This window comes from Actinomadura sp. NPDC048955 (genome assembly GCF_040649435.1).
Classification (GTDB): Bacteria; Actinomycetota; Actinomycetes; order Streptosporangiales; family Streptosporangiaceae; genus Spirillospora; species Spirillospora luteofluorescens.
This window is the reverse complement of the sequence record NZ_JBEZJI010000014.1, coordinates 123,911-149,434: the sequence shown is the minus strand read 5'-3', so window position 1 is coordinate 149,434 and position 25,524 is coordinate 123,911. Positions and strand designations below refer to the sequence as shown.

The window sequence follows — 25,524 nt, the reverse complement described above, 5'->3', positions numbered from 1 at the left end:
GTCAGCCCTTCTTGACGCGGGTGATCGTCTCCTGCTTGACGTCCTCGTCCTCGATCGCCTCGACCGGCTCCTCAGCGAGCAGCTCGCCCTCGCTGGTCTGGAAGCCCTTCTTGAACTCCGTGATGGCGTTCTTGAGGCTGGTGAAGCCGTCGTCGGACAGCTTGCCGGTCTCGCGGATCGAGGTCAGCACGCCACCCTCCTCCCGCTCCATGTAGTCGAGGAACTCGCGCTCGAAGCGGCGGATGTCGGCCACCGGGACGTCGTCCAGCTCGCCGGAGGTGCCCGCCCACACGGACACGACCTCCTGCTCGACCGGGAACGGACTGCCCTGCGGCTGCTTCAGCAGCTCGACGAGGCGGGCGCCGCGCTCCAGCTGCGCGCGCGACGCGGCGTCCAGGTCGGACGCGAAGGCGGCGAACGCCTCCAGGTCGCGGAACTGCGACAGCGCCAGGCGCAGCGTGCCGGCGACCGTCTTCATCACCTTGATCTGCGCGTCGCCGCCGACCCGGGAGACCGAGATGCCGACGTTGATCGCCGGCCGGACGCCCTGGTTGAACAGGTCCGTCTCCAGGAAGCACTGCCCGTCGGTGATCGAGATGACGTTCGTCGGGATGTAGGCCGACACGTCGCTGCCCTTGGTCTCGATGATCGGCAGGCCCGTCATCGAGCCGCCGCCCATCTCGTCCGACAGCTTCGCGCAGCGCTCCAGCAGGCGCGAGTGCAGGTAGAACACGTCACCGGGGTAGGCCTCGCGGCCCGGCGGGCGGCGCAGCAGCAGCGACACGGCGCGGTAGGCCTCGGCCTGCTTCGACAGGTCGTCGAAGATGATCAGGACGTGCTTGCCCTGGTACATCCAGTGCTGGCCGATCGCGGACCCGGTGTAGGGGGCGATGTACTTGTAGCCCGCCGGGTCGGACGCGGGAGCCGCCACGATCGTGGTGTACTCCAGCGCGCCGGCCTCCTCCAGGGAGCGGCGGACGTTGGCGATCGTGGAGCCCTTCTGGCCGATCGCGACGTAGATGCAGCGGACCTGCTTGGTCTCGTCGCCGGACTCCCAGTTCTCCTTCTGGTTGATGATCGTGTCCACACAGACCGTCGTCTTGCCGGTCTGCCGGTCACCGATGATCAGCTGCCGCTGGCCGCGGCCGATCGGCGTCATCGCGTCGATCGCCTTGATGCCGGTCTGCAGCGGCTCGCTCACCGACTGCCGCTGCACGACCGTGGGGGCCTGCAGTTCGAGCGCGCGGCGCTCGGTCGTCTCGATCGGGCCCTGGCCGTCCAGTGGGTTGCCCAGCGCGTCCACGACGCGGCCAAGGAAGCCGTCGCCGACGGGGACCGAGAGGACCTCGCCGGTCCGGCGGACCTTCTGGCCCTCTTCGATCTTGCTGAAGTCGCCAAGGACAACGGCGCCGATCTCACGTACGTCCAGGTTCAGAGCCAGGCCACGGGTACCGTCCTCGAACTCAAGGAGTTCGTTCGCCATCGCGGAGGGCAGGCCCTCGACGTGGGCGATACCGTCGCCGGAATCGACGACGGTGCCGACCTCTTCGCGCGCGGCGGCCTCGGGCTCGTACTCCTGGACGAAGCGCTCCAGCGCGTTCCGGATCTCGTCCGGACGGATCGTCAGCTCCGCCATGATTCCTCTCTTGCTCCCTATGGGGTCAGCTAGCCGGCGGGTCAGCCGGTGCCGAGCCGCCGGCGGACGTCGTCCAGCCGTCCGGCGATCGTGCCGTCGATGATCTCGTCCCCGATCTGGACCGAAAGGCCGCCGATCGCGGTGGGGTCGAGCTCGATGTTCAGATGTACCTCGTGGCCGTAGGCGGCGGCGAGCACCGCGGCGAGCCGCGTCCGCTGCGCCGCCGACAGCGCCACCGGCGTGCGGACCAGGGCGACCAGCCGCTGCCGCCGCTGTGCGACGAGCTTGCCGTAGTCGGCCAGCCCGCTTTCCAGGCTACGTCCTCGCGGGCGCAGCACCAGCTCGGTGACGAGCGTCAGCGTCGCGTCGGTGACCTTGCCCTCCACCAGCGCGTTGACCAGGCCGAGCTTGTTCTCGTCCGGCAGCGCCGGGTTGGCCAGGGCGCCGCGCAGGTCCGGCTCGCCCTCGACGACCCGGGAGAACCGGAACAGCTCGTCCTCCAGGTCGTCGATCCTGCCGTCGGCCTCGGCGCGGGCGGACTCGGCGGAGACCGCGAGGATCTCCAGCGCGTCCGACAGCTCCGAGGGCCTCGACCAGCGCAGCCGGACGACGTCGGCGACCAGCCCGAGAGCGGCCGGCGACACCTTGCCCTCCAGCAGGATCTGGACGAGCTGCGCCTTCTCGGCACCGTCGCGCGACGGGTCGGAGACCGCCCGCCGCAGGCCGTGCTCGCGGTCGATCAGGTGCAGCACCGCGAACAGGTCGCCGCCGAGCCGCGCCAGGTCGGCGGAGGCAATCGCGGCCTCCAGCCGTTCCATGGCCTCGGCCAGCGACGCCCTGCTCACCGCTCCCGTGATGGTCATGATGTGATCTGCTCCTGGGTGCGAGCGCGTTCCTCGAGCTCCTCGAGGAACCGGTCGACGACCCGGCTCTGCCGCGCGCTGTCCTCGAGGGACTCGCCCACGACGCGTCCGGCCAGCTCGACCGACATGGCCCCGATCTCGGCGCGCAGCGACTGCAGCGCCTGCTGCCGCTCGGCCTCGATCTGCGCCTTGGCGTTCTCGACGATGCGGCGCGCCTCGACCTGGGCCTGCTCCTTGGCCTGGGCGATGATCTGCGCGCCCTGCTCCTCGGCCTTGCGTCGCTCGTTGGACGCCTCGACCGCGGCCGCCTTCTGCTGGGCCTTGTACTGCTCGAGGACCTGGGCGGCCTCTTGCTGCGCCTGCTCGGCCCGCAGGAGACCGCCCTCGATCGCCTCGGTCCGCTCTTCCAGCGTCTTCTGGATGCGCGGCGTGAGGATCTTGCCGAGGACGATCAGGACGACGAGGAACGAGAAGATTCCGACGACCAGCTCGAACGGGTGCGGAATGAGAGGGTTGTTCTCCTCCGCCGCCAGGACGGAAGCTGCTGTGATCATGTCTGCAGCCCTTCCTCAGGTTCGGATGGGTCTCAGATGTTCTTGAAGATGAACGGCGCGACCAGGCCGATCAGGGCGAGCGCCTCGGTAAGGACGAAGCCCAGCAGCATGTTGGTGCGGATGACACCGGTCAGCTCGGGCTGGCGGGCGATGGCGTTCACGCCCTGGCCGAAGATGATGCCGACGCCGATGCCCGGGCCGATCGCCGCGAGGCCGTAACCGATCGAGGTGACGTTACCGCTGAGGGCAGCGAGGTCTCCCATGTTCTTTCCCTTTTCTGTCGGCCGGCGGGAGCTCCGCCGGTCTGGGCTTACGAGGTTGTCCGATGGGGTCCGCGGAGCCGGGGGCGTCGCGTGCCCCGCGGTCTCAGTGGTCGGCTTCCAGGCCGCTCTGGATGTACATCGCGGCAAGCATGGTGAACAGGAACGCCTGCAGGAACTGGATCAGCAGCTCCAGCGCCGTCATCGCGATGGTGACGAGCACGCCGACGATGCCGACTCCGAACCCGGCGACCGTGGGCTTCTCGAACAGGAACCAGAAGCCGACGAGGCTGAAGAACGCCAGGATCGTGTGGCCCGCGAACATGTTGGCGAAGAGCCGCACCGCGTGGGTGAACGGGGCCAGGACGAAGGTCGAGAGGTACTCGATCGGCACCAGCAGGAAGTAGACGGGCAGCGGCAGGCCGCTGGGGATCATGTTCGTGAAGTACCGGAGCCCCTGGTGCCGCAGACCGAGGTAGATCTTGACGATGTAGACGAAGAGCGCCAGGACGATCGGGAACGCGATGTGCGAGGCGATCGGGAACTGGATGATCGGAACGACCGCGAAGATGTTCCACATCCAGATCAGGAAGAACATCGACATCAGCATCGGCATCCACCGGTCGGTGTTCTTGCCGAGGAACGGGCGGGCGATCTCGTCCCGCACGAACATGTAGCCGACCTCGCCGAGGTTCTGCACGCCCCGCGGCACGAGCTTCGGCTTGGCGAAGGCGCTCCAGAAGAAGACGCAGACCACCAGCGACCCGACGACCGCGAAGAGGACGGGCTTGGTGAGCCAAGCGGGGCCACCGGCGAACAGGGGCGGGAAGTCGAACAGCTCTGGGCCGGGGGCCTGGAACTCATCTCCGCCGGAGGCGAGGACCGTCAGCGCGTTCACGCGGCGTTCCCTTCATCAATGTGGTGATATTTCACGAAGGCTTCCTCGGCGGCGGGGCCGCTCAGGAGGAGTCGCGACCGAACTTCACGTAGATCAGGTAGACGGCGAGCACGATGCCGACGACCAGGCCGATCGGGACCAGCCAGTCCTGGTGCGTCCACTTGGACAGCAGCCACCCGAGACCGCCCCAGATGAGCATCCCGGACAGGAGGTAGCTGGGCGCGGCCCATGCGGCGTCGGCGAATTCCCGCTGGCCGTCCTCCGGCCGGCGTTTCTGCTCGCTCATCGCGCTCCGGACGATAGCAGGCCATGCCTGCGGTGGTCATATTGGAGTAGTCCGTCATGGGGGCCGGCACCGTCCGCGAGCGCATCATCACGGACTCCGGTCCAGCACGTTCTCGGGTTCGTCAATGTAGGGCCTCCGCTGGAGGACGACTCGGAACTCGGCGCCGATCCAGAGCAGCGCGAGCCCGATGACCGTCCAGCCGAAGACCTGGGTATCGAAGATCGACACGCCGTCGATGACCGTGACCAGGACCATCACCGCGAGGATCTTCACCGCGTAGCTGGCGAGGGCGGCCAGCATCATGGTCTGGGACGAGTACTTGGCGGCCCAGGAGACCGCCAGCGCGCTGACCGAGAAGAAGGCGATCACCACGACGGAGGCCAGCGCCGCCGCCAGGGCGCCCTTGGCGCCGGCGGTCAGCAGGCCGATCACGACGGCACCCACCCCGACGACGGACGTCGGGATCGCGGCGCCGCGGAGCATCCGGGCGTCGGAGGTATGCATGAGGGCTCCGGCTGGTCACGTTCAGTGGTCGTCTGTTGTTCGTGAAAGGTATCACAAGCGTCCGGAATGTCCACAATTACCCTAGAGGTAATGCGATCCGGCGCGCGCGGGGAACTACCGCGCGCAACGCCCGCACGAGGGACTGTAGCCGAGCCCGCCCGATGCCCAGGCACGTTCGGTGCTCGCGGAGTGGCCCGCGCCGTGCCCGCCCGGGGCCATCGAGGCGCAGGTCAGACGGGCATCGAGGGCTGCTCGGCGGGCTGCTCGCCGGCGCCCGGCGCCTTCGCGCGGGCGGACCTGCGGCGACCGGGGCCGCGCAGCATCAGCAGCACGCCCGCGACCGCCACCAGCAGGGTGACGCCGAGGGTGATCCAGGCGGCGTCGAACAGCGCGAGGCCGACCAGCCCGGAGGCCAGCAGCCCGACCCAGAAGTACATGATCAGCACGGCGCGCCGGGTGGAGTGGCCGAGCTCCAGCAGCCGGTGGTGCAGGTGCTGCTTGTCCGGGGCGAACGGCGAGCGGCCCTGGTTGGTGCGCCGCCACACCGCGAGCAGCATGTCCATGAACGGGACCGCCGCCACCGCCGGGATGAGCAGCACCGGGACGAAGAACGGGAACAGCCCGTTGGCGAGGATGGCCGGGTCGAACTGCCCGGTCAGCATGATCGTGGAGGCGCTGAGCAGGAGCCCGATCAGCATCGAGCCGGTGTCGCCCATGAAGATCTTGGCCGGGCTGAAGTTGTGCGGCAGGAACCCCGCGCACATGCCGAACAGCACCGCGGCGGTGAGGGTCGCGGCGGACAGCGTGGTGAGCCCGTTCGTCCTCGACAGCAGGTAGGCGTAGGAGAACAGCGCCAGCGCGGCGATCCCGACGACGCCGGCGGCGAGGCCGTCCAGCCCGTCGATGAAGTTGACCGCGTTGATCGTGGCGACCACGACGAGGACCGTGAGCGGCACCCCGTAGGCGGGCGGGAGCGACAGCGAGTCGCCGGTCGGCAGCGGGATCACGTAGATCTGGATGCCCTGCATGATGAAGATCCCGGCGGCCGCGACCTGCCCGGCGAACTTGGTGAGCGCGTCCACCTCCCACCGGTCGTCGGCGATCCCGATCAGGACGATCAGCCCGCCCGACAGCAGCAGCGCCTTGCTGACGCTGATCCCGCCGTCGCCGAGGACCTTGCGCATCTCCGGCAGCCCGGTCGCGACCACCAGCGCCGCCACCATCCCGCCGAACATCGCGAGGCCGCCGAGCCGGGGCGTCGGGATCACGTGCACGTCGCGGTCGCGCGGGACGGCCTGCGCCCCGAACCACACGGCGAACCTGCGCACCGACGGGGTCAGCAGGTAGGCGACGAGAGCGGCGACCAGGATCGTGAGCAGGTACTCCCGCACTCCCCTGCGCCTCCCTTCGCCGGTTGACTCGCCGATCAACGATGCGTACGTGCCCCGTCCGGGGCGGAGTTCACCTGGGTAGATGACCCGCCGGAACGATCAGTTCACGTCGCGACCGACCAACTGTAGTCCTCCCGGACGGCCGTCCGCCGCAAATCGGGCACTACGGGTCTGCCGAACGCACAGGATCCCGGCGCCGACGATCATGAGCGCGAGGCCGGCGAGGCACCGGTCGCCCAGCGAGAACGCCCACGGGCCGTTCGCCGCGACGTCGTCCCCGGCGTCGGCGAGGACGAGCAGCGCCCCGGCGGCGGCCAGGCCGGCGCCGGTCCCCCGCCGCGGCGCCGGGCGGCGCGCGAGCAGGGGCACGGCGGCGAGCGCGAGGGCCAGCACGGCGGTGCCCGCCCAGTGGCCCGTCCAGCGCGGCGCGACGTACCGCGGCGGCGGGACGGCGATCGCGTGCTTGGGCAGCCGGACCCGGATCCTCATCCCCTCGTGCGGGGCGAGCGCGTTCTGGACGAAGTCGATGGCGTACGGGCCGTCGCGGTCGCGCAGGCACCGGGTCGTCGCGCCGGGCGCGCCCGCCCGGCAGGTCGCGTGTCGCAGCGGCACCGGCGCCTGCACCCGGACCGCCGCGTTCCCGATGGGGACGTCCCAGCTCGTCCCGATGGCGTCCCAGACCAGGTCGTCGTGGTCGGCGCGCGGGGTGAACGCGCGGCGCACCTCGTACTCGATCACGTAGGCCTGGCGGCCGCGGACCTCGCGGTGCCGGTCGCCGACGCTGATCTGCACGTCGTGCAGGAACCGGGTCGTGCGGACGCGGGCCGGGGCGCCGGTGGAGGAACTGCTGCTGACGCCCCGCACCTCGTAGAGGCGGTCGCCGCGGCGGAACGGCACGTGCCGGACGATCCCGTGCTCGCCCGCCTGGTCGAAGTCGTAGGTGATCGTCTCCCGCACGTACAGCACGCCGTCGGTGCCGATGGTGAGGACGACGTCGTAGGCCGGGATGCTCTCGCCGCGGTAGGCGGGCTCGGGGGGCGGCGCCACCCCGGACGCCCCCGGCGCGGGCTCGGCGGCCCCGGGCGCGGGCTCGGCGGCCGCCGGACGGGCGGCGCAGGCGGGCAGCCCGAGCACGAGGAACAGCAGCAGCACCCCCGCGATGGTCGCGGGGCGCCGGACTCGGCCACGCACGTCGGGCATGTTTCCACCGTTGCCGTGATCGTGTCGGCCTAACGCGGTCGATGCGGCCGTCCGGTAAGCCCTTTGCCCCTCGCGCGGAGGCTCGGGGCGCCTTGGACGCTGCCAACGCCGGATCGGTTCGCCGGACCGCCGGATCCGGCCTGCCCCGGTCAGATGCACCTCCCTACCGAAAATCGCTGGTAGGGGGCTGCTAGGTTATCGCTCGCTAACCCCCCAAATCCGAACACGGAGGGACCTATGCGGCGAATCGCTGCAGTCGCCCTGACCGCCGGCACCCTGATGGCCGGCATGGCCGCCGTCAGTGCCCCCGCCGAAGCCGCCACCGGCAGCTGGAAGCCCTACAACTCCTACAGCCACGTGGCCGCCTGGGGCTCCTACACCCGCAGCGGCGGCAGCACCGCCGTCACGGGCTACCTCGCCGACGACAAGAAGAACGGCTGGACCTCCTGCGTCCGCTTCAAGTTCACCGAGGGCTCCAAGGTGTACTGGTCGCGCTTCAAGATCATTGGCGTGGACAAGTACGGCAACCGCTACAACTTCGACGGCACCGCCAAGGTCAAGATCAGCGTGAAGTCGTCCTACGGCAGCCACATGTGGGTGCAGGAGTGCGGCCGGAACAAGAAGACCGGCAAGTACTACTACGGCAAGGGCAAGAAGATCTTCTGATCTCCTCCCCCTTCCGCCTGACGACACAGGCCCCGCCCGGCCCGGCGGGGCCTTCGCGCTTTCTCCGCCCCGTTTCCCCGGATCACCATTCCAGGTCGTAGAAATCCTCGCCGACGCGGAATCCGGCCACCCCGTCCGGCTTTCCGAGATCGACCATCCCATGGACGGTCAGGAGATACCTGCCGGAAGGATCGCCCTTCATTACGGAGTCTCCCGCGAAGAGCAGGCTCCGACGCCTGATCGACCTCAGCACGCTGCCGTCTCCGGTCGACAGTTCCCTCACCACGAAACTGCGATCGGCATCCGGTTCCGGGCCGTCGCCCGCTCCCCCGGAGACCGCCCCGACGGCCCCCTCCAGCACCAGGACCCGGCGGCCGTCCTCGGAGGCCGCCACCCCGTCGATCGTTCGCGGCGAGGTGATTCTCCTGATGGGACGCCCGGCCGCCACCGCCCTCGCGCCGCCGCTCACCCGCAGTGACCGCAGTTCGTGGATCGTGCGATCGGCGCTCCCGTACCACGATCGGACGAAGAACAGTTGATCACTGTCTCCCGCCCACGCGAGTCTCTGGTCGACGGCGCCATGCGATTCCCGCCATTCCCACCGCGCCCCGCTCGCCACGTCGAGAACCCCCATGCGGGCGCCCGCGCTCATCTGCCCCGGTTCCGGTTCCGGCGTGCAGGGCTCGACGCTGTAGGCCAGCTTGCCCCCGTCGGCATCGGCGGCGAGCGAGCCCCGCCCGGCGGGACTGCCGGAGATCGATCCGCCCGGCACCGACCGGTCGCCGGTTATCTTCCCGTGATCGTTCAGTAGAAGGCGGTGGAGCGTGCTCACACACCTTCCCCGCCCGCTCCGCGTCGCGAAAAGGAAGAGCGTCCGGCCGTCTCCGGCGGCCGCCAGATCGAGGAAATTCGTTCCCCTCGGGGCGGACTTCGCGTCCAGGAGACGGCCGGTGCGCGATTCGCGGACCTCGACGCGCGAGGACTCCCCGCCCCCGGCCAGATAACTGGCGAAGTAGAAGCGGGGCATCGTGGGGACCTTCTGGAGGCGCCGGTCGGGCTCCATCATCTTGCGGACGCCGACGATCCCCGCGGCCAGGACGAGGACGGCCAGCACCGCGCAGACCGGGACCAGCCACCGCCGCGCCGGGGCGGCGCGCCGCGGCCTCCGTTCCGGGAAGGGCCGGGGCTTGTCCGCGTCCACCCGGCCGGCCGAGGCGTGCAGGGCGTCGCGCAGGCGATCCTCAAGCCCGCTCATGGCACCTCCTCCCCCAGTTCGCGTGCCAGGGCGGCGAGCGCCCTGGCCATGGTGGACCGCACCGTCGCGGGCCTGATGCCCATGGCCGCGGAGACCTCGTCGTCGCTCAGATCGAGGTAGTAGCGCAGCACCACGGCCTCGCGCTGACGGCGCGGGAGCTTCCGGAGGGCCCGCATGACCGCCCGGCGGTCCTCGCCGAGCATCGCCGCCGACTCCGCCGACCAGACCGGCGGTTCGTGGGGTTCGGTGTGCCGCCGCATCATCCTGCGTCGGCGCAGGACCATGCGGCAACCGTTCAGCACCGCCGCGCGCACGTAGGCGAGCAGCTTGCCCTCACCGTCCAGCCGGGGGGACCTGTCCTGCATGCGCAGGAAGACGTCCTGCACCACGTCCTCGGCGGTGGCCTCGTCCCCGACCAGCAGGACCGCCATCCGCACAAGGCGGAGCTGGTGCTCCTCATACAGCGCGACGAGATCGCTGGTCCGGGGGATGACCACGGGGCGTGATCTTAACCGGGGCCGCCCGCGGGACCCCCGCGAACGACCCGCCCGCCGGACGGCCGGTTGAGGCCAGCGCCGCCGCCGGTCACGACACGAGCGTCCGGCCGTCCCGCTCCAGGAGACTCCGGAACGCGGCGCTGGGCTGGAGCCCCATCTCCTCGTCCAGCAGCCGCCGGTAGCGCGTGAACACCCGCCACGCGCTCACCCGGTCCTCCCTCACGAGATGCGCGGCGGCCCGGATCCGGTGAGAGGCCTCGGCCAGCGAGTCCACTCGCGCGGCCGCCTCCGCCAGGTCGATCGCGCCGGTCGTGTCGCCGGACGCCAGCGCGTGCTCGGCGAGCCGTTCCAGCGCGAGGAGCCGCAGCAGGTCCCACCGGTCCCGGGCGGCCCACACGTCCTCTTCCGGCAGGCAGGGCAGTAACTCGCGGCCGAGCAGCTCCACCTCGTCCGGCTCCGCGGACGTGGCCGCTCCCCTGGCCGCCAGCCGCGCGAGCCGCTCGCCGCGGCGCAGGTCGACGTCGACGTGGTCCGCCAGCGCGACATGGGACGAGGTCACGGCGAGCAGCCCCGCCCCGGTGTCCCGCCGGACGCGCCACAGCGACTGCCGCAGCCGCTTCGCCGCCTCGGCGGCGCCCGCGTCCGGCCACAGCCTCCCCTGCAGCGACTCCCGGCCCAGCCCGCCCGGCTCCAGCGCCACCGTGACGATCAGACGGCGCGGCGCGGGGGCCAGCCGGACGTCCCGTCCGCCCACCCGGCACCGGAAGAAGCCGAGGAGCCCGAGCCCGGCGTCCTCCGCGGCCACATCATTTCGATCACCATGCATGCACGGTTGATGCACGCGCCCCGCCGCCCGCTGCTTCATCCGCCGAAATTTCTACAGATTCCCCACAGCGATGTCAGACGGCCCGGTCGGTCCGGCCGGCGAGCCGGAGACGTCCGGGAGACACCGCGGAGACGCCCTCTTGATGGTCTCTGCGCAAGGGAAACCGAGTGCCGAGAGGTGGCATCGATGCGTATCACCATGCCCACGGGGGCCGGGGTGGTCCTGGGCGCAGTGCTCACGAGCACCCTGATGGCGGCGGGACCGCCCTCAGCCTCCGCCGACACCGAGCAGGTCGCCCTCGCCCGCGGGTCCGCGCCGGCTGCGGCGCCCGCCGCGCTCCAGCAGCGAGGATGGCGCTGCCGCACGGCGACGAGCACGGTCACCGGCGCCAAGGTCACCGGCAGGATCTGCTGGAGCGGCTACAAGATCAAGGCGTCCGGGATGATGTACGACACCAAGGGCGACCACAAGTCCGCCGGCGTGAAGGTCCACGTCGTCACCCCGAGCGGCGTGGTCCGAACGGGGTACCTCGACTGGATCGACGGCAGCAAGCCCGGCAAGAAGGAGAGCTGGGGAGAGACCGAGACCGGCTACAAGTACTGGTTCAAGGCGTGCGTCAGCGACTGGCGCAAGACCAAGTGCGCGTCGCGCTGGAGCTGATCCGGCGCTCCTCGACCGGGCGTTCGCCGCACGGCGGACGCCCGGTCCTCGTCTCTGCCGGAACCGACGCATCACCAGAACCGATCTCTGGGGACATCACCGTGACCAAGACACGCGAGCCCGTACCGGAAGCCGCATGGGTGCTGACGTTCATCCCCGCCGCGGCGTCGTCGCTCATGCGGACCCTGCTGGACGGCGATCTGGCGACCTACACGAGCGGCGCGCTGCTCTGCGTGGCCGCTCCGGCGGCGCTCGTCCTGCTGGCCTTCTCCGTCAGGTTCGGCGCACGGTCGTGGTCATGGGTCCTGATCACCCTGGCCTCGGTGGCTCTCGGGCCGGTGGCCGCCCTCACGTGACCCGCCGGAGGCCCGGGACGGCTTCGGGGTTAGGAGGTGCCGGGGGCGTCCTCGTCCTTGCGGAGGGACGGTTTGGGGTTCGGGGCGGGGGTTTCCTGGAGGGGCTCAGAAGGCTCTCGGGGAGTCTGCGGAGGCTCTTCCTTGGTGAGGGAAGGCTTGGCCGCCTCGGTTATGGAGGGGGGCTCTGCGGGCTTCTCGGGCTCGTCCTCTTCGGTGAGCAGGACGCCCACCACGCCGCGTATCTTGTCTTCGGAGACGGCGCCGGCGCGCAGCAGGCGGGGCACGGGGCCGGTCAGGTCGATGATCGTGGACGGGTCGGCGTGGCCGGAGGTGCCGCCGTCCAGGTAGACGGCGACCGAGTCGCCCAGCATCTTCTCCGCCTCGTCGACGGTGCGGGCAGCAGGGCGGCCGGACAGGTTCGCGCTGCTGACGGCGAGCGGGCCGGTCTCCTTGAGCAGTTCGACGGCGAGCTCGTGCATCGGCATCCGGATGGCGACGGTGCCCTTGGTCTCGCCGAGGTCCCACATGAGGTTGGGGTTCGCCCGGCAGACGAGGGTCAGCGCGCCCGGCCAGAACTCGTCGATGAGGTCCTGCCCGTAGGTGCCGAGGTCGTCCACCAGGGCCGTGGCGGCGCGGACGGAACCGACCAGCACCGGCGGCGGCATCTCGCGGCCGCGGCCCTTGGCGTCCAGGAGGGCGGTCACCGCGGGCGGCATGAACGCGTCCACGCCGACGCCGTACACGGTGTCGGTCGGCAGGACGATCAGCTCGCCGCGCCGGACGGCCGAGAACGCCTCGGCGATCCCCCGGGTGCGCTCCATCGGCTCAGAGCAGTCGTAACGTCGGCTCACGGTCGCCCGTCTTCCCATCTGCACAGCGCTCGCGGGTATGGCACCGACCAGGATAGCGGGGCTAGTCGGCGGCCAGGCGCGCGGTCACGAAGCGGTCCCGGTTCGCCAGGTCGCGGCGGTTGCGCACGTCGCGCCAGCCGTGCTCCTCCGCGAAGACCCAGTAGACGCCGTTGCCCTGCAGGTCGCTGTGCTCGACGGCCGCGTAGCCGCCCGGGCGCAGGAGGCGGCGGGCGGTGCGCTCCACCACGCGGATCGCGTCCAGGCCGTCGTCGCCGCCGCCCCACAGGGCGTCGGCGGGGTCGTGGTCGCGGACGTCGCGGGGGACGTACTCCCACTCGCTCATCGGGATGTACGGGGGGTTGCTGACGACGAGGTCGACCGTGCCGTCAAGCTCGGTGAGAGCGCTTGAGAAGTCGTCCAGGTGCAGACGGACACGGCCCCGCTCGTCCAGCTCCTCCACGTTGCGGGTCGCGTGGACGAACGCCGTCGGGTCCTTCTCGACGGCGTGGACGCGGGCGCGGGGGGCCTCCAGCGCGATGGACAGCGCGATCGCGGCGGAGCCGGTGCCGAGGTCGACCACGAGGGGGTCGCGGACGTCCATGTCGCGCAGCGTCTCCAGCGCCCAGCCGACCATCACCTCGGTCTCCGGGCGCGGCACGAACACGCCGGGCCCGACCTTCAACTCCAGGTAGCGGAAGAACGCGCGGCCCGTGATGTGCTGCAGCGGCTCGCCCGCCTCGCGGCGCGCGACGAACTCCCAGAACCGGGCGTCGAACGCGCTGTCGGGGACGCCGTGCAGCTCCGAGCGCCGCACCCGGTGCACGGCCGCCGCGAGCTCCTCGGCGTCGGCGCGGGGCGAGGCGGCGCCCGCGTCCGCGAGCCGCGCGGTGGCCCTGGCGATCTCGTCGAGCAGCAGGTTCATGATCCTGCCTTTCGAGGGGGGACGACCCCCCGCGCCCCCCGATTCGCTGCGCTCATGATTTCTGGGCTTCGGCCAGGCGGCGTTCCATCTCGGCGTCGACCAGCGCCTGCGTGACGTTCTGGAGGTCGCCGTCCAGCACCTGGTCGAGGTTGTAGGCCTTGTAGCCGACCCGGTGGTCGGAGATCCGGTTCTCCGGGTAGTTGTAGGTGCGCACCCGCTCGGAGCGGTCCACGGTGCGGACCTGGCTCTTGCGCTCGGCGGAGGCGGCCGCGTCGGCCTCCTCCTGCGCCATCGCCAGCAGCCGGGACCGCAGGATGCGCAGCGCCTGCTCCTTGTTCTGCAGCTGGCTCTTCTCGTTCTGGCAGGAGACGACGACACCGGTCGGCAGGTGCGTGATGCGGACCGCGGAGTCGGTCGTGTTGACGCTCTGCCCGCCCGGCCCGGACGAGCGGTACACGTCGATGCGCAGGTCGTTCGGGTCGACCTGGACGTCGACGTCCTCCGCCTCGGGCGTCACCAGGACGCCGACGGCGCTGGTGTGGATGCGCCCCTGCGACTCGGTCGCGGGCACCCGCTGCACCCGGTGGACGCCGCCCTCGAACTTCAGCCGCGTCCAGACCCCCTCCTCCTGGGCGCCCTTGGCCTTCACCGCGACCGTGACGTCCTTGTAGCCGCCGAGGTCGGAGGGGTGGGAGTCGAGGACCTCGGTCTTCCAGCCGACGCGCTCGGCGTAGCGGAGGTACATCCGCAGCAGGTCGCCGGCGAACAGCGCCGACTCCTCGCCGCCCTCCCCCGCCTTGACCTCCAGGATCACGTCCTTGGCGTCGTTCGGGTCGCGCGGGACGAGCAGCCGCCGCAGCCGCTCCTCCAGCTCCTCGCGGCGCTTCGCGAGGTCTTCGGCCTCGGCGGCGAACGCGGCGTCCTCGCCGGCCAGCTCACGGGCGGCGGCGAGGTCGTCCTCGGTCGAGGCCAGCTCGCGGTGCGTCTCGACGATCGGGCGCAGCTCCGCGTACCGCTTGCCGAGCTTGCGCGCCAGGCTCTGGTCGGCATGGACGGACGGGTCGGCGAGCCGTTCCTCGATGCCCGCGTATTCGCTGATCAGATCGTCGAGATTCACGCTGTGTCCTGGCCCGTTGCGGCGCGGGGACGGCCGCCCCCGCACCGGTTTCGGGCGGCCCGGGGACCTGGAGTCCCCGGGCCGCCCCTGATGTCCGCCGTGCGGCTCGTCCTACTTGTCGGCCTTCTTCTTGCCGAAGCGCTGCTCGAAGCGCGCGACCCGGCCGCCGGTGTCGAGGATCTTCTGCTTGCCCGTGTAGAACGGGTGGCAGTTCGAGCACACGTCCGCGTGGATCACGCCGTTGGCGGCGGTGCTGCGGGTCTCGAAGGTGTTGCCGCACGTACACGTCACGGTCGTGACGACGTAGTTCGGGTGGATGTCGGGCTTCATGGGTTCTCCTCGCTCCAGGCGGTCGCCGGGCGCCCCCGGATCCGCATGGCGAAGCCATGGGAGATGTGGGAGGCGTGAACCGGTACCGCAGCGGTTGCACACCAAGTGTGCCAGATACCCGAACGTGGCGAGGTCACCGGTCATTCCCGATCAAGGGCGCACCCCCGGGCTAGTGCAGCCCGAGGTAGGCCAGCACCGCCATGACGCGGCGGTGTCCGCCCTGCGCGGGCTGCAGGCCCAGCTTCATGAAGATGTTGGAGATGTGCTTCTCGACGGCGCCCTCGGTGACGACGAGGTCCGCGGCGATGGCGCCGTTCGAGCGTCCCTGCGCCATCAGCCCCAGCACCTCGCGCTCGCGCGGGGTCAGCGCCTCCAGCGGGTCGCCGGTGCGGCGCCGGCCCAGCAGCTGGCCGATCACCTCGGGGTCGATGACCGTCCCGCCCGCGGCGATGCGGCGCACCGCGTCGATGAACTCCTCGACGTCCGACACCCGCTCCTTCAGCAGGTAGCCGACGCCCTCGGCGCCGCCGCCGATCAGGTCGGTGGCGTAGCGCTCCTCCACGTACTGGGACAGGACGAGGATCGGCGTGCCCGGGCGGCGCTCCCGGACGGTGAGGGCCGCGCGCAGCCCCTCGTCGGTGAACGAGGGCGGCATCCGGACGTCCACGATGGCGAGGTCGGGGGCGTGCTCCTCGACGATCCCGGGCAGGCCCGGCCCGTCCCCCACGGTCGCCACCGTCTCGATCCCCGCGTCGGCGAGCAGCCGGACGAGCCCTTCCCGCAACAGCACCGAGTCCTCGGCGATCACTACCCGCATCCGGCCATTATCGTGCCCGGCGCGGCGCCGCGCGCCAAGGTCACGCCGCGCGCCCCGGTCACCACGTGCAGGGCAGATCCGCCCGGATGATCGTGGGGCCGCCGGGCGGGCTGTCCACGATCAGCATGCCGTCGATCGTCGCGGCCCGGTCGGCCAGCCCGGCCAGGCCGCCTTCCGGCCGCGCGACCGCGCCGCCCACCCCGTTGTCGATCACCTCGACGACCACCCAGCGGTCCTCGCGGACCACCCGGACGGACGCGCGGGTCGCGCGGGCGTACTTGGCGATGTTGGCCAGCGACTCGGCGACGATGAAGTAGGCGATGCTCTCGACCGCCGCCGGCGGCCGCTCGTCGAGGTCGACCGCCACCTCGACGGGGACGGGGGCGCGCCCGGCGAGCCCGGACAGCGCCGGGTCCAGACCGCGGTCGGTGAGGATCGCCGGGTAGATCCCGCGGGCGAGGTCGCGCAGCTCGGAGATCGCCTCCCGGGTGCCCGCGTGGGCCTGCTCGATCAGCTCCCGCGCGCCCTCGGGGTCCTCGTCGAGCTTGGCGCGGGCGCGCCCGATGTCCATCGCCACGGCCAGCAGCCGCTGCTGCGCCCCGTCGTGCAGGTCGCGCTCGATGCGGCGCCGCTCGAACTCGGCCGCGTCCACCCCGCGGGCCCGGCTGGCCCGCAGGTGCTCGGTCCGCTCGCGCAGCGCCGCGTTCTCCCTCTGCGACGGGCTCGGGCCGAGCATCAGAGCGGCGAACGCGGCGTGCCCCATCGCCATCGCGCGCGTCACGTACATCGCCGGGACGAGGCACGCCAGGCCCAGGAGCGACACCGGCAGCGCCTCGACGGGGTTGCTCGCCCAGTACGAGACCCCGAAGTTGACCTCCGCGCCACCGGCCACCGCCACGATCACCGGGAGGAACAGCAGCGTGCCCGTCCCGGCCCACACCATCGCCGACACGAAGAACTCGCCCAGCGTGATCGGGAGCAGGACCGCGAAGTAGACCAGGTCCTTCCAGGTGGCCGGGTCCCCCGCCATCCCCCTGAGCTTGGACAGCGGGTTGCGGCCCTCCGGCATGCGCCGGTACGGGGCCGGGATGCGGACGCCGAACGCGGCGAGGACGAACCGCCGCTCCAGCACCGCGCCGAACCGCCATGCGACCATCAGCAGCGCCAGCAGCGGCAGGCCCACCCAGATGATCAGCAGCGCGACCGACAGGGACAGCCCGACGGCGAGGACGACGAACCAGCCCAGCCCCCAGGCCAGGCTGACGCCCAGATACAGGGCCGACCGCCACGTCAGCGAGGACTTCGCCATCGCCAGCGGATGCCAGGACCGGTTCATGACGGACGTCCGCCCGTCGTCCGCCCGCGTCGCCGTCGCCCACCGCGCCGCGGCCCACCGGACCGCGCCGCCGCCCGCGGCGCCGGTGTCCTTGCTCAGCTCGCCCACGTCGTCCCTCCGTGCCGCTCCGGCCTGCGCCGGCCCTTCCTGCTCACGTACCGAGCGTGCCGGGCGGGCGGCGAGTCCGCCATGACGTCCGCCGCCCGATCGGAGGTGGGGCTAACCCCACCCCCCCCACGCCGGGCCGCGGACGGCGACGCCCCCGGCCGGAGGACCGGACGGGGGCGTGCGCGGCGCGTCTCAGCGATCGTCGGAGACGGTCGTCTTCTGCACCTGGAGCAGGAACTCGGCGTTGGACTTGGTCTCCTTCATCTTCTCGATGAGGAGCTCCAGCGCCTGCTGCGTGTCGAGCGCGTGCAGCACCCGGCGCAGCTGCCAGACGACCCGCAGCTCCTCCGGAGCCATGAGGATCTCCTCCTTGCGGGTGGAGGACTGGTCGACGTCCACCGCCGGGAAGATCCGCTTGTCCGCGAGCGACCGGTTGAGCTTCAGCTCCATGTTGCCGGTGCCCTTGAACTCCTCGAAGATGACCTCGTCCATGCGGGACCCGGTCTCCACCAGCGCGGTGGCGAGGATCGTCAGCGAGCCGCCGTTCTCGATGTTGCGCGCCGCGCCGAAGAACCGCTTCGGCGGGTACAGCGCGGTCGAGTCGACACCGCCGGACAGGATGCGGCCGGACGCGGGCGCCGCCAGGTTGTAGGCGCGGCCCAGGCGGGTGATCGAGTCGAGCAGCACCACGACGTCGTGACCGAGCTCGACGAGCCGCTTGGCCCGCTCGATGGCCAGCTCCGCGACCGTGGTGTGGTCCTCGGCGGGACGGTCGAAGGTCGAGTGGATGACCTCGCCCTTCACCGTCCGCTGCATGTCGGTGACCTCTTCCGGACGCTCGTCCACGAGGACGACCATCAGGTGGCACTCCGGGTTGTTCTTGGTGATCGCGTTGGCGATCGCCTGGAGCACCATCGTCTTGCCGGCCTTCGGCGGCGACACGATCAGGCCGCGCTGGCCCTTGCCGATCGGCGACACCAGGTCGATGATCCGGGTCGTCAGGATGCCGGCGTCGGACTCCAGGCGCAGCCGCTCCTGCGGGTACAGCGGGGTCAGCTTGGAGAAGTCGACGCGGCCCTTGGCCTGGTCGGGCTCCATCCCGTTGACGGTGTCGAGGCGGACCAGCGCGTTGAACTTCTCGCGCCGCTCGCCCTCGCGCGCCTGCCGGACGGCGCCGGTGATGACGTCGCCCTTGCGCAGCCCGTTCTTGCGGACCTGCGCCAGCGAGACGTACACGTCGTTCGGGCCGGGCAGGTAGCCGGTCGTCCGGACGAAGGCGTAGTTGTCGAGGATGTCGAGGATGCCCGCGACGGGGATGAGGACGTCGTCCTCGGTGATCACCGGCTCCTCGTAGCGCTCGCGGCCGCGGCCGCGGTTGCGCTCCCGGAACCGGCGCCCGCGACGGCCCCGGCCGCTGCCGTCGTCGTCGTCGTGCTGACCGCCGCCGCCCTGGCCACCGCCGCCGCCCTGGCCGCGCTGACGCCCGCCGCCCTGGTCACCGCGGTCGCCGCGGTCGCCGCGCTCACCCCGGTCGCCACGCTCACCGCGCTCGCCACGGTCACCGCGCTCGCCCCGCTCACCCCGGTCGCGGCCTTCGCCACGCTCACCGCGCTCACCGCGCTCGCGGCGCTGCCGCTGGCGTCCGCCGCCCTCGCGGCCCTCGCGGCCCTCACGCCCGTCGCGGTTGCCGTCGCGGCCGCCCTGGGACTCGCCGTCCTCGGCGTTCTGCTCGCGGCCCTGGTCGCGGCTCTGGTCCCGGCCCTGCCGGTCGCCGCGTCCCTCGGAAGCACCCCGGTCCTGCTTCTCGCCCCGCTGCCGACCGCCCTGCCGGTCGGCCTTCTCCTGCTTGTCGCCCTGCACGGCCTTCTCGGCCGTACCGGACTGGCCCGCCGGGCCGGACTGGCCCTCGGACGCGGCCGCGTTCTCGGACGCGGGCGGGGCCGCGGGCGCGGCGTCGGCGATGGTGACCTGCTCGTCGGACACCTCGCGCTTGGCCGCGGCGCGGCCGCGGCGCGGGCGCTCGGCCGTCACCGGGGCAGCGGCTCCCTGCTCGCCCCCCGCCGAGCCCTGCCCCTGACCGCCCTGCTTGTCCTGAATGGCGGCGATGAGCTGGCTCTTGCGCATCCCGGTCGTGCCGGTGATGCCGAGGCTGGACGCGAGCGCCTTGAGCTCGGGGAGCACCATGGCCGACAGGCCGGTGCCGCGGCGGCGCCGGGGGGCGGCGGGCTCCGCGCCGGCCGGAGCGGCGGCGGTTTCCGTGCTGGTTGCGTCCGTAAGGAGTTCGCTGGATTCGCTCACTAAGGGTCCTTCCCAGGGCGCGGGCGTTGGCCGGCGTTCGGCCAGTCGACCCGGTGGTGCGGCCCGGCGGGGGCGCCGGATCGGGCTCCGCTGATCACGATGGAACCGGGATCTGCGTGTTCTGGGCACAGCCAGATGGTGGACGGGACGTTCCGCTCGTGCGTGTCCCCGGTACCGCCACGTCCGAAGTTTCGCTGGAATGCCTGACAACGGGAAGTCACGGTGTCGGGGAGCCTGGTACGCGGGACCGGCACGGCCGGAGGGCCGAAAAGGTGACGCGCGGCTGACGAGCACGCTGCCCCGAACGGGGCATCTGGTGCGGCATTCAGCCTAACATCACCAGGGCACACTGCTATTCCCCAGAGGTCGATGTCTTCGCATTTTACCTAGCTGGATCCTGCCGGACCGGCACCCGGCGACGCAGGTCCCCCGCCCCCGGCGCCGCCGTCAGTCCCGGTCCCGGTAGTCGGATTCTCCGGTCATGACGTGCGCGCCGCGGGTCGCGACGTCCAACGGGTGTTCGTGCCACCCTTTACCCACTGGGCCATCGGTCGAATCAACCCGTGATGCGGTTGTGAAGGCCAGGACAGTGGGACCCGCGCCGGAAATCACCGCCGGAACGCCCGCGTCCCGCAGTCGCGCGACGAGTGCCGCCGATTCGGGCATGGCCGGCGCGCGGTAATCCTGGTGGAGCCGGTCCTCGGTCGCGTCGAGCAGGATGCCGGCGTCCAGGCCGCCGGTGAGGGCCGCGACGAGCAGCGCGGCGCGTCCGGCGTTGGCGGCGGCGTCCCCGTGCGGGACGGTCCCGGGCAGCAGGCCGCGGGCCCGCTCGGTCGCGAGCCGCTGCTCGGGAACGAACGCGACGACCCGCCTGACCTGCGGCTCCAGCCGCACCGACCGGGCGCCGCCCGGCGCCGTCCAGGCGACGGTCAGGCCGCCGGCCAGGCACGGAGCCACGTTGTCGGGATGGCCCTCGATCTCCGTCGCGAGGCGCAGCGCCCCGGCGTCGTCGAGGAGCTTCCCGGCGGGGTGCAGCGCGCGCGCCGCGACGATCCCGGCGACGATCGCGGCGGACGAGGAGCCGAGGCCGCGGCTGTGCGGGATCCGGTTGCGGCACCGCAGCCGGAGCCCCTCCGGCCGCGCGGGACCGGTTCCGGCCAGGTCGTCCAGGACGTCGAAGGTCCGGCGCAACACCCGCACGATCAGGTGCCGCTCGCCGCGGTCGGCGACCTCGGCGCCCTCCCCGTCCACCTCGATGGACAGGCCGCCGTCCGTCGCCTCGACCTCGACGTCGTCGTACAGGGCCAGCGCGAGGCCGAGCGAGTCGAATCCCGGGCCCAGGTTGGCGCTGGTCGCGGGGGTCCGCACCAGCACCGGGCCGTCCTGCCAGCCCACCTCAGGTGAGGCCGAGCTCGGAGGCGGCGGAGTGCGCGTCCACCTTGATGGTCGTCGGCGCGGGCGCCCCGGAGATGGCCCAGTCGGGGTCCTTGAGGCCGTTGCCGGTCACGGTGCAGACGATCCTGGACCCGGCCGCGACCTCGCCCCGCTCGCTCGCCTGGAGCAGGCCGGCGACGCTCGCCGCGGACGCGGGCTCCACGAAGACGCCCTCCTCCCGGGCGAGGAGCCGGTAGGCGGCGAGGATCTGCCGGTCGGTGACCGAGTCGATCGCGCCGCCGGACTCGTCCCGCGCGGCGACCGCCAGGTCCCACGAGGCGGGGTTGCCGATGCGGATCGCGGTGGCGATGGTCTGCGGCTTCAGGACCGGCTCGCCCTTCACGAACGGCGCCGCGCCGCTCGCCTGGAAGCCCAGCATGCGCGGGGTGCGCGAGGCGACGCCGTCCTTGGCGTACTCCTTGTAGCCCATCCAGTACGCGGAGATGTTTCCGGCGTTGCCGACGGGCAGGCAGTGGACGTCGGGCGCGTCGCCGAGCGTGTCCACGATCTCGAACGCGGCCGTCTTCTGGCCCTGCAGCCGGTACTTGTTGACCGAGTTGACCAGCGCCACCGGGTAGTCGACCGACAGCTTGCGCGCCAGTTCGAGGCAGTCGTCGAAGTTGCCGTCCACCTGGAGCAGCCGGGCCCCGTGCACCAGCGCCTGCGCCAGCTTGCCCATCGCGATCTTGCCGTTGGGGACCAGGACCGCGCAGGTCATCCCGGCCCGCACCGCGTACGCGGCCGCGGACGCGGAGGTGTTGCCGGTCGAGGCGCAGATGACGGCCTTGGCGCCGTCCTCGGCGGCCTTGCTGATCGCCATCGTCATGCCGCGGTCCTTGAACGACCCGGTCGGATTGGCGCCCTCGACCTTGAGGAACACCTCGCAACGGGTCATCTGGGAGAGCCGGTGGGCGGGCACCAGGGGGGTCCCGCCCTCCAGGAGGGTCACGACGGGCGTCGCGTCCGTCACCGGAAGCCGGTCGCGGTACTCCTCGATAATGCCGCGCCACGCGCGGGCGTTCGCGTTCACTCGGTCTCCTCGGCTGACCTGCGATGTTCGCCAGGAGTCTACCGGGACGGGCCCCGCCTCACTCGTCCCCTTCGACGCGCATGACGCTCGTCACCCCGCGGACGATCTCCAGCTCGCGCAGGCCCGCCACCGTCGCCGACAGCGCGGCGTCCGGCGCGCGGTGCGTCACGACGACGAGCTGCGCCTCCTCGCCCGAGCCCACCTGCCGGACGGCCTGGATCGACACACCGTGCCTGGCGAACTCCTCGGCGACCGTGGCGAGCACGCCCGCCTCGTCCGTCACGTCCACCTCGATGTAGTAGCGGGTGACGGTCTCGCCCATCGGCAGCACCGGCAGCTTCGCGTACGTGACCTCCACCGGGCCGGGCGTGCCGCCGACCACGTTGCGGGCGACCGCGACGAGGTCGCCGAGGATCGCCGACGCCGTCGGAGCGCCACCGGCCCCCGCCCCGTAGAACATCAGCGAGCCCGCCGACTCCGCCTCGACGAACACCGCGTTGTACGCCTCCCGGACGCTCGCCAGCGGATGCGACCGGGGGATCATCGCCGGGTAGACGCGGACCGACACCCCGCGGCCGTTCCGGCCGTCCCGCGAAGGGATCCGCTCGCAGATGGCCAGGAGCTTGACCACGCAGTCCATGCCCTGGGCGCCCGCCACGTCGGCGGCGCTCACCTCGGTGATGCCCTCGCGGTGGACATCCGCGGCCGTCACCGGCGTGTGGAAGGCCAGCTGCGCCAGGATCGCCGCCTTGGCGGCCGCGTCGAAACCCTCCACGTCGGCCGTCGGATCGGCCTCCGCGTAGCCCAGCGCCTGCGCCTCCTCCAGCGCCTCGTTGAACCCGGCGCCGTGCGTGTCCATCTGGTCGAGGACGTAGTTCGTGGTCCCGTTCACGATGCCGAGCACCCGGTGCACGTGGTCGCCGACCAGGGACTCCCTCAGCGGCCGCAGCAGCGGGATAGCGCCCGCCACGGACGCCTCGTAGTACAGGTCGGCGCCGTACTCCCGCGCCGCCGCGAACAGCGTCGCCCCGTCCTCGGCCAGCAGCGCCTTGTTCGCGGTGATGACCGACTTGCCGGTCTTCATCGCCTCCAGCATCAGCGACCTGGCCGGCTCGATGCCGCCGATCACCTCGATGACGATGTCGACGTCGTCCCTGGTCACCAGCGTCTGCGCGTCCGTGGTCAGCAGCCCCGGGTCGATGCCCGCGCGCACCCGGTCCGGCCGGCGCACCGCGATCCCGGCCAGTTCCAGCGGGGCTCCGACGCGCGCGGCCAGGTCGTCGGCCTGCTCATTCAGCAGCCGGACGACCTCCGTCCCGACCACGCCGCAACCGAGCAGCGCCACGCGCAGTCCGGGTTTCACGCTTCGACCTCCGCATCGAGCCGCAGCAGGTCCTCCGGGCTCTCCCGCCGGACGATCACGCGCGACCTGCCGTCCCTCACCGCCACCACGGCGGGCTTCGGGACATGGTTGTAGTTGCTGGCCATCGACCGACAGTACGCACCGGTCGCCGCCACCGCCACCAGGTCCCCCGCCGCAAGATCTTCGGGGAACCACAGGTCCCGCACCACAATGTCGCCGCTCTCGCAGTGCTTGCCGACAAGCCTACTGAGCATGGGGGCGGCCTCGGACGTCCTGCTGGCCAGTACCCCGGTGTACTCGGCGCCGTACAGCGCCGTGCGCAGGTTGTCGGACATGCCGCCGTCCACCGACACGTACGTGCGCAGGCCCTCGACGTCCTTGACCGTCCCGACCTCGTACAGCGTGACGCCGCCGGGACCGATGATCGCCCGTCCCGGCTCCACGGTCAGCCGCGGCATCGACAGCCCGTACGCCCGGCACTCGCGCGCCACGATGTCGCGCAGCCCGTCCGCGATCGACTTCGGATCGTGCGGCTCCTCGCCCGGCACGTACGCGATGCCGTAGCCGCCGCCGAGGTCCAGCTCCGGAAGCTCGATGCCGTGCTCGTCCCGGATGGCCACCAGCAGCCCGGCCAGCCGGTGCGCGGCCACCTCGAACCCGTCCACCTCGAAGATCTGCGACCCGATGTGGCTGTGCAGCCCGACCAGTTCGAGCTGCCCCAGCCCCAGAACCCGCCTGACCGCCTCCAGCGCCGCCCCGGAACTCCGGGAGAACCCGAACTTCTGGTCGTCGTGCGCGGTGGCGATGAACTCGTGCGTGTGCGCCTCCACCCCCGTGGTGACGCGCACCATCACCTTGGGCCGCACGCCCCTCTCCTGGGCGAGGTACCCCACACGCGCGATCTCCTCGAACGAGTCGAGCACGATCCGCCCGACCCCCACATCCAGGGCCTTCTCCAGCTCCCAGGGCGCCTTGTTGCTCCCGTGCAACGTGATGCGCTCGGTGGGAAAGCCCGCCGCCAGCGCCACCGCGAGCTCGCCCCCGCTGCACACGTCGAGGCCGAGCCCCTCCTCGTTCAGCCACCGCGCGACGGCCGTGCACAGGAACGCCTTGCCCGCATAGTGGACGTCCCCATCATGGAACGCCGCCGCGTACTCCCTCGCGCGGCTCCGGACGTCCTCCTCGTCATAGACGTAGAGGGGCGTCCCGTACTCCTTCGTCAGGTCCCTGACGTCCACTCCCCCGACGGTGAGGACACCGTCCTCACGCTTGGAGTTCCGCGGCCACACGGCGGCCTCAAGCGCGTTGAGGTCCTCCGCCGGCCCCGCCGGATGGTCCTCCGGCAGGACGTCGGCGTGCCGCGGCCCAGCAGGGTGTACTCGACTCATATCCGCTCTCTAGGTGTTTCACCGATCATGTTCAGCCCGTTGCCCAGGACGACCCTGACGGCCTCCGCCAAGCCGACCCGTCCCGCGTGCACCGCCCCGGGCTCCTCATCGCCCACGGGCAGCGCGGGGCAACGCTCGTGCACCTCGTGGTACGCCCCGGCAACGCTCTCCAAGCACAACATCAGGGGCCTGGCGTCGCCTTCCCGCTCCGCCTGAGCGGCCCGCCCGGGAACGTCCCCCAACGCCCCCACGAGCTCCTCCGCACCACCCTCGAACGGCCCGGCCCCGACCCCGAGTTCCCGGGCCCAGCGCCCCACCCAACAGGCCCGCGCATAGGCGTAACGCACCGAGAAGCCGGGATTGTCGAACGTCCGGGGCCACTCGCTCCAGCCGCCCCGCGGCACCCGCGCGACCCCGTAACCAGGATCACGCCGGATGACCTCCACGAGCTCGGGCCCCACCACGACCCTGACGAACCCGGGCCCGGAGACACTCCCCCCGACGCGCCGCGCGATCACCCACGGGTCGACGCCGAGCCTCAGCGCCACCGGACTCTCGAAGACCCCGCCGCCCCGCCCGAAGACCACGACCTCCGCGGGGACCGCGACATCGATCTCCCCCGCGTCCACGGCGTCCCGCACCGCGCGCACGAGAGCGTCCCCTGGAGTCACCCTGGTG

General features: G+C 71.7%; 27 protein-coding genes. 3 read left to right on the top strand and 24 right to left on the bottom strand.

What is annotated here, in order from left to right; genetic code table 11:
• Position 1: 1 nt before the first annotated feature.
• The 9 genes from atpA to AB0C84_RS16805 all read right to left on the bottom strand — a co-directional run bounded on the left by atpA (position 2) and on the right by AB0C84_RS16805 (position 7,592).
• Positions 2-1,636 carry a F0F1 ATP synthase subunit alpha gene (gene atpA, locus AB0C84_RS16845; RefSeq protein WP_258945619.1) on the bottom strand — a complete coding sequence of 545 codons (1,635 nt, stop codon included), beginning with the start codon at positions 1,634-1,636 and terminating at the stop codon, positions 2-4.
• A 41-nt stretch (positions 1,637-1,677) separates the two neighbouring features.
• A complete protein-coding gene (locus AB0C84_RS16840; protein WP_179846411.1) occupies positions 1,678-2,499 on the bottom strand; it encodes a F0F1 ATP synthase subunit delta in 822 nt (273 codons plus the stop codon).
• Positions 2,496-3,053: a F0F1 ATP synthase subunit B gene (locus AB0C84_RS16835; protein ID WP_258945621.1), complete on the bottom strand. Its 558-nt coding sequence runs from the start codon at positions 3,051-3,053 to the stop codon at positions 2,496-2,498. The genes AB0C84_RS16840 and AB0C84_RS16835 overlap by 4 nt, the downstream gene beginning before the upstream one ends.
• Positions 3,054-3,085: 32 nt before the next feature.
• The gene (gene atpE / locus AB0C84_RS16830) at positions 3,086-3,316 is read right to left on the bottom strand and encodes an ATP synthase F0 subunit C (RefSeq protein WP_179846409.1); all 231 of its coding nucleotides are present in this window, start codon (positions 3,314-3,316) and stop codon (positions 3,086-3,088) included.
• A 103-nt stretch (positions 3,317-3,419) separates the two neighbouring features.
• Complete coding sequence (atpB, locus tag AB0C84_RS16825; RefSeq protein ID WP_361066629.1) at positions 3,420-4,211, bottom strand: F0F1 ATP synthase subunit A; 792 nt, start codon at positions 4,209-4,211, stop codon at positions 3,420-3,422.
• Positions 4,212-4,272: 61 nt separating this feature from the next.
• Positions 4,273-4,497 carry a hypothetical protein gene (locus AB0C84_RS16820; protein WP_179846407.1) on the bottom strand — a complete coding sequence of 75 codons (225 nt, stop codon included), beginning with the start codon at positions 4,495-4,497 and terminating at the stop codon, positions 4,273-4,275.
• 87 nt (positions 4,498-4,584) lie between these two features.
• Positions 4,585-5,001, bottom strand: coding sequence for a hypothetical protein (locus tag AB0C84_RS16815; protein ID WP_179846406.1), 417 nt, complete (start codon positions 4,999-5,001; stop codon positions 4,585-4,587).
• Positions 5,002-5,231: 230 nt separating this feature from the next.
• On the bottom strand, positions 5,232-6,392 hold the full coding sequence (locus AB0C84_RS16810; protein ID WP_361066625.1) for an MraY family glycosyltransferase: 1,161 nt from the start codon (positions 6,390-6,392) through the stop codon (positions 5,232-5,234).
• Between the two features lie 99 nt (positions 6,393-6,491).
• A complete protein-coding gene (locus AB0C84_RS16805) occupies positions 6,492-7,592 on the bottom strand; it encodes a DUF2207 domain-containing protein (protein ID WP_361066622.1) in 1,101 nt (366 codons plus the stop codon).
• Positions 7,593-7,829: 237 nt separating this feature from the next.
• Between AB0C84_RS16805 and AB0C84_RS16800 the strand changes: the two genes are divergently transcribed.
• Positions 7,830-8,258, top strand: coding sequence for a hypothetical protein (locus AB0C84_RS16800; RefSeq protein WP_179846403.1), 429 nt, complete (start codon positions 7,830-7,832; stop codon positions 8,256-8,258).
• Between the two features lie 82 nt (positions 8,259-8,340).
• On the opposite strand, the gene AB0C84_RS16795 is transcribed toward AB0C84_RS16800, so the two are convergent.
• The 3 genes from AB0C84_RS16795 to AB0C84_RS16785 all read right to left on the bottom strand — a co-directional run bounded on the left by AB0C84_RS16795 (position 8,341) and on the right by AB0C84_RS16785 (position 10,836).
• Positions 8,341-9,513 carry a hypothetical protein gene (locus tag AB0C84_RS16795; protein ID WP_361066618.1) on the bottom strand — a complete coding sequence of 391 codons (1,173 nt, stop codon included), beginning with the start codon at positions 9,511-9,513 and terminating at the stop codon, positions 8,341-8,343.
• A complete protein-coding gene (locus AB0C84_RS16790) occupies positions 9,510-10,010 on the bottom strand; it encodes a SigE family RNA polymerase sigma factor (RefSeq protein WP_361066615.1) in 501 nt (166 codons plus the stop codon). The genes AB0C84_RS16795 and AB0C84_RS16790 overlap by 4 nt, the downstream gene beginning before the upstream one ends.
• 88 nt (positions 10,011-10,098) lie before the next feature.
• Positions 10,099-10,836, bottom strand: a complete 738-nt coding sequence (locus AB0C84_RS16785) for a BTAD domain-containing putative transcriptional regulator (protein ID WP_361066612.1) — start codon at positions 10,834-10,836, stop codon at positions 10,099-10,101.
• 186 nt (positions 10,837-11,022) lie between these two features.
• Here AB0C84_RS16785 and AB0C84_RS16780 point away from each other — a divergent pair, with 186 nt between their 5' ends.
• A complete protein-coding gene (locus AB0C84_RS16780) occupies positions 11,023-11,496 on the top strand; it encodes a hypothetical protein (RefSeq protein WP_361066609.1) in 474 nt (157 codons plus the stop codon).
• Between the two features lie 101 nt (positions 11,497-11,597).
• Positions 11,598-11,852 carry a hypothetical protein gene (locus AB0C84_RS16775; protein WP_361066606.1) on the top strand — a complete coding sequence of 85 codons (255 nt, stop codon included), beginning with the start codon at positions 11,598-11,600 and terminating at the stop codon, positions 11,850-11,852.
• Between the two features lie 29 nt (positions 11,853-11,881).
• Here the strand turns inward: AB0C84_RS16775 and AB0C84_RS16770 are convergent, their stop codons facing one another.
• From AB0C84_RS16770 to AB0C84_RS16715, 12 genes are all read right to left on the bottom strand, one after another.
• Positions 11,882-12,703: an L-threonylcarbamoyladenylate synthase gene (locus AB0C84_RS16770; protein ID WP_361066603.1), complete on the bottom strand. Its 822-nt coding sequence runs from the start codon at positions 12,701-12,703 to the stop codon at positions 11,882-11,884.
• A 61-nt stretch (positions 12,704-12,764) separates the two neighbouring features.
• On the bottom strand, positions 12,765-13,625 hold the full coding sequence (gene prmC / locus AB0C84_RS16765) for a peptide chain release factor N(5)-glutamine methyltransferase (RefSeq protein WP_179846392.1): 861 nt from the start codon (positions 13,623-13,625) through the stop codon (positions 12,765-12,767).
• Positions 13,626-13,677: 52 nt separating this feature from the next.
• Positions 13,678-14,742, bottom strand: coding sequence for a peptide chain release factor 1 (gene prfA / locus AB0C84_RS16760; protein WP_258945630.1), 1,065 nt, complete (start codon positions 14,740-14,742; stop codon positions 13,678-13,680).
• A gap of 111 nt (positions 14,743-14,853) precedes the next feature.
• Entirely contained in the window at positions 14,854-15,072 is a 219-nt protein-coding gene (gene rpmE, locus AB0C84_RS16755; protein ID WP_173396406.1) for a 50S ribosomal protein L31, read from the bottom strand.
• 169 nt (positions 15,073-15,241) lie between these two features.
• Complete coding sequence (locus AB0C84_RS16750) at positions 15,242-15,889, bottom strand: response regulator transcription factor (protein WP_361066599.1); 648 nt, start codon at positions 15,887-15,889, stop codon at positions 15,242-15,244.
• Positions 15,890-15,947: 58 nt separating this feature from the next.
• A complete protein-coding gene (locus tag AB0C84_RS16745; protein ID WP_361066597.1) occupies positions 15,948-17,333 on the bottom strand; it encodes a sensor histidine kinase in 1,386 nt (461 codons plus the stop codon).
• 192 nt (positions 17,334-17,525) lie between these two features.
• Positions 17,526-19,631: a transcription termination factor Rho gene (gene rho, locus AB0C84_RS16740; RefSeq protein WP_361066594.1), complete on the bottom strand. Its 2,106-nt coding sequence runs from the start codon at positions 19,629-19,631 to the stop codon at positions 17,526-17,528.
• Positions 19,632-20,078: 447 nt separating this feature from the next.
• The gene (thrB, locus tag AB0C84_RS16735) at positions 20,079-21,005 is read right to left on the bottom strand and encodes a homoserine kinase (protein WP_361066591.1); all 927 of its coding nucleotides are present in this window, start codon (positions 21,003-21,005) and stop codon (positions 20,079-20,081) included.
• Positions 21,006-21,027: 22 nt separating this feature from the next.
• Positions 21,028-22,095 carry a threonine synthase gene (thrC, locus tag AB0C84_RS16730; protein WP_179846387.1) on the bottom strand — a complete coding sequence of 356 codons (1,068 nt, stop codon included), beginning with the start codon at positions 22,093-22,095 and terminating at the stop codon, positions 21,028-21,030.
• 58 nt (positions 22,096-22,153) lie between these two features.
• Entirely contained in the window at positions 22,154-23,458 is a 1,305-nt protein-coding gene (locus AB0C84_RS16725; RefSeq protein WP_361066587.1) for a homoserine dehydrogenase, read from the bottom strand.
• The gene (gene lysA / locus AB0C84_RS16720; RefSeq protein ID WP_361066584.1) at positions 23,455-24,846 is read right to left on the bottom strand and encodes a diaminopimelate decarboxylase; all 1,392 of its coding nucleotides are present in this window, start codon (positions 24,844-24,846) and stop codon (positions 23,455-23,457) included. The genes AB0C84_RS16725 and lysA overlap by 4 nt, the downstream gene beginning before the upstream one ends.
• Positions 24,843-25,517: a DALR anticodon-binding domain-containing protein gene (locus tag AB0C84_RS16715; RefSeq protein ID WP_361066581.1), complete on the bottom strand. Its 675-nt coding sequence runs from the start codon at positions 25,515-25,517 to the stop codon at positions 24,843-24,845. Before AB0C84_RS16715 ends, lysA begins: the two co-directional genes overlap by 4 nt.
• Positions 25,518-25,524: the final 7 nt, after the last annotated feature.